The organism is Streptococcus pluranimalium (assembly GCF_047785745.1).
In the GTDB taxonomy this organism is placed as follows: Bacteria; Bacillota; Bacilli; order Lactobacillales; family Streptococcaceae; genus Streptococcus; species Streptococcus pluranimalium_B.
Map to the genome: position 1 here is coordinate 1 of NZ_JBLOJT010000134.1, position 3,768 is coordinate 3,768.

Consider the following 3,768-nt stretch of genomic DNA (forward strand, 5'->3'; position numbering starts at 1 on the left):
AAACATAAAGATCTCGAAGGCTTAGAGATTGCGAAAAATATGGAGTTCAACAAACTTTTTGAATATAGCGCATTTTGGGATATGCAATACAACGGATTAAAGGTGTCTAGTAAGTTTCCTGAAAAACCAGATAAAGTATATAGCATTTCCGAATTTCAAGACTTACTCAAAAATTCAGAAAGTGAAGATTAACCACTATCAAATTTCGTGTATAAATACCTAACAAAACCACGCGCCTTGCCTGCTGATGGAAAGAAAGGTACAAATACATGAATATCAAAGATAAAATCAAAAAGAACGGTCAAAAAGTTTACTATGCTAGTGTTTACCTGGGAGTTGACCAACTAACGGGCAAAAAAGCCCGTACAACTGTTACAGCTACCACTAAAAAGGGGGTTAGAGTAAAGGCGCGTGATGCTATCAATGCTTTTGCTGCTAACGGCTATACAGTTAAAGACAAGCCGACAATTACAACATATAAAGAGCTTGCTAATAGTTGGTGGGATAGCTATAAAAGCTCTCTCAAGCCAAATACACAACAATCATACGACGGTTTAATAAAGGTTCACTTATTGCCTGTATTTGGCGATTACAAGCTATCTAAGCTCACGACACCTATTCAACAGCAAGTAAACAAATGGGCTGAGAAAGCTAATACTGGGCAAAAAGGGGCATTTGCTAACTACTCCGTACTCCATAATATGAATAAGCGTATTTTGAAATACGGTGTTTCTATGCAAGCGATAACATATAACCCAGCTAATGATGTTATAGTGCCACGTAAGCAACAAAAAGAAAAAGCTAGTGTAAAATATCTAGACAACAAAGAACTAAAACAATTTCTGGATTACCTCGATACCTTAGATCAATCAAACTATGAAAACTTGTTTGATGTTGTCCTGTATAAGACTTTACTAGCTACTGGCTGTCGTATCGGTGAGGCTCTAGCTCTTGAATGGTCTGATATTGACCTAGACAATGGTATTATCAGCATCAATAAGACACTTAACCGATACCAAGAAATAAACTCGCCTAAATCAAGTGCTGGTTATCGTGATATACCAATAGACAATGCCACGTTACTTATGCTCAAGCAATACAAAAACCGCCAACAAGTGCAATCATGGCAATTAGGGCGGTCTGAAACGGTTCTATTCTCTGTATTTACAGAAAAGTATGCTTATGCTTGTAATTTAAGACAGCGCCTAAATAAGCATTTTCAGGCTGCTGGCGTGACTAATGTATCATTCCATGGTTTCCGTCATACACACACAACAATGATGCTCTACGCTCAAGCTAGCCCTAAAGATGTACAATACAGACTAGGACACTCTAGCTTAATGATGACTGAAAATGTTTATTGGCATACTAACCAAGAGAACGCAAAAAAAGCTGTCTCAAATTATGAAACAGCCATCAATAGTTTATAAAGGGGGTCACACTTAGTGACTACCCTCTTACTATACCTAATCTTTGCATGGGGTAGTATAAAGGGTAGTAAATTCTAAAAAAGCACCTTGGGATGACACCCAAAGTGCTTAATATCAAGGTTTATAGCCCTTTATACAATAATTAAATTATTTTTTCAAGTTGTAGAAAGATTTAAGACCTTTGTATTCTGCAACTTCACCAAGTTGATCTTCAATACGAAGCAATTGGTTGTATTTAGCAATACGGTCTGTACGTGACAATGAACCAGTTTTGATTTGACCAGCGTTAGTTGCAACTGCGATGTCAGCGATTGTTGAATCTTCAGTTTCACCTGAACGGTGTGATACAACTGCAGTATATCCAGCTTCCTTAGCCATTTCAATAGCTTCAAAAGTTTCAGTCAAAGTACCGATTTGGTTAACTTTGATAAGGATTGAGTTAGCAGCTTCCTCTTTGATACCGCGTGCAAGGTAGTCAGTATTTGTAACGAAGAAGTCATCACCAACAAGTTGTACACGTCCACCAAGACGTTCAGTAAGAGCTTTCCAACCATCCCAGTCATTTTCATCCATACCATCTTCGATAGTGATGATTGGGTATTTGTTTACCAATTCTTCAAGGTAATCAATTTGTTCTGCTGAAGTACGTTTAGCAGCACCTTCACCCTCGAATTTAGTATAGTCGTAGATTCCGTTTTCGTAGAATTCAGATGACGCACAGTCGAAACCAATCATGATTCCGTTTTCGCCAGCTTCATATCCGGCAGCTTCAATAGCTTTAAGGATAGTTTCTACACCATCTTCAGTCCCTTCAAATTTAGGAGCAAATCCACCTTCGTCACCAACAGCAGTAACAAGTCCGCGTTCTTTAAGGATTTTCTTAAGAGCGTGGAATACTTCAGCACCCCAACGGAGAGCTTCTTTAAATGTTGGAGCTCCAACAGGTACGATCATGAACTCTTGGAATGCAATTGGAGCATCTGAGTGTGATCCACCGTTGATGATATTCATCATTGGGGTTGGAAGAACTTTAGTGTTGAATCCACCAAGGTAGCTGTAAAGTGGGATTTCAAGGTAATCTGCAGCTGCGCGTGCGACAGCGATAGAAACACCAAGAATTGCGTTAGCACCAAGTTTACCTTTGTTTGGAGTACCGTCAAGAGCGATCATCGCACGGTCGATAGCTTGTTGGTCGCGAACATCGTAACCAATAAGAGCTTCTGCGATAACGTTGTTTACGTTGTCAACAGCTTTTTGAGTACCTAGACCAAGGTAACGAGATTTGTCACCGTCACGGAGTTCAACTGCTTCGTGCTCACCAGTTGAAGCTCCTGAAGGAACCATACCACGTCCGAATGCACCTGATTCAGTGTATACTTCTACTTCAAGTGTTGGGTTACCGCGTGAGTCAAGGACTTCGCGAGCGTAAACATCAGTAATAATTGACATTATAATACTCTCCTTATGAGTTTAAATATTTTACATGTTAATAATACCACAATATCATATTTTCTTCAAATCAAAAGACAATCTTTTCAGAAAAACTAAAAATTATAGTACAATATTAAAAAATGGAAATTTGAGGAATTTTGTATGTCAGATGTTAATCAAAAAATTATGGAACGCTCATCAGGCAATCGCGTTTTAAACCCTGATGAACAGCGCTATTACCTTGGTACATTTCAAGAGCGTGTTCTTATTACTATAAATATCGAGGATGTTAATAATGAAAAGATATTAGGTTTATTTTCGACGGCCTTAGACAAAGAAATTGAACTCATTAATCCTATAAAAGTTAAAATATCATCACGCATCAGTGAAGAAAAACAGATGGCTTTTATGACAACTGCTAAAAATAAAGGCCTATCTGCTACTATTATTGAAGAGAAACAAGTAACATCTCCTTTTGGTATCATCGTTTTCACTGACCATGCTATCAATCGTAGCGAAACAGACTTAATTGCTCTAACCGAGGACGATACAGAGTATACTGTATTTAATAAACCTAAAAAAGGGTTTTTCAACCGTCTTTTCGGGAAATAAAACATGATGATTGATGACCTGTTGCCCTGAATTAATCGATTTCTAAAAACATCCTTTTTATACTGACTTATTCTAGCGAGCGATGGAAGATTCCGTTTCTATTTGACAAACTCAACGCTCTCTTTTAGCCCCCCTAAAAAGGGATCTGGCAACAAAATTATTGTGTCTTTTAAAATGATGTCCCCATCACTCCTTATCTCCATCAAAGGATGATTAATTCTGTTACAGTTTTAAGAGTATCTAGTTTATAGGCTTAATTACTAAGAAACGGAGATACTGGGTTTAGATGTTTATT

General features: G+C 37.9%; 4 protein-coding genes. 3 read left to right on the forward strand and 1 reads right to left on the reverse strand.

Going from position 1 to position 3,768, the window contains the following annotated elements:
• Both ACMZ6U_RS09645 and ACMZ6U_RS09650 read left to right on the forward strand, forming a co-directional pair.
• Window positions 1-192: hypothetical protein (locus tag ACMZ6U_RS09645; protein WP_416108231.1), on the forward strand; the 192-nt coding region annotated here is incomplete at its 5' end.
• 77 nt (window positions 193-269) lie between these two features.
• Window positions 270-1,430, forward strand: coding sequence for a tyrosine-type recombinase/integrase (locus ACMZ6U_RS09650; protein WP_416108232.1), 1,161 nt, complete (start codon window positions 270-272; stop codon window positions 1,428-1,430).
• A gap of 147 nt (window positions 1,431-1,577) precedes the next feature.
• Here the strand turns inward: ACMZ6U_RS09650 and eno are convergent, their stop codons facing one another.
• The gene (gene eno, locus ACMZ6U_RS09655) at window positions 1,578-2,879 is read right to left on the reverse strand and encodes a surface-displayed alpha-enolase (protein WP_115129940.1); all 1,302 of its coding nucleotides are present in this window, start codon (window positions 2,877-2,879) and stop codon (window positions 1,578-1,580) included.
• A gap of 144 nt (window positions 2,880-3,023) precedes the next feature.
• Between eno and ACMZ6U_RS09660 the strand changes: the two genes are divergently transcribed.
• Complete coding sequence (locus tag ACMZ6U_RS09660) at window positions 3,024-3,473, forward strand: DUF1694 domain-containing protein (RefSeq protein ID WP_416108233.1); 450 nt, start codon at window positions 3,024-3,026, stop codon at window positions 3,471-3,473.
• The last annotated feature ends 295 nt before the right edge of the window (window positions 3,474-3,768 follow it).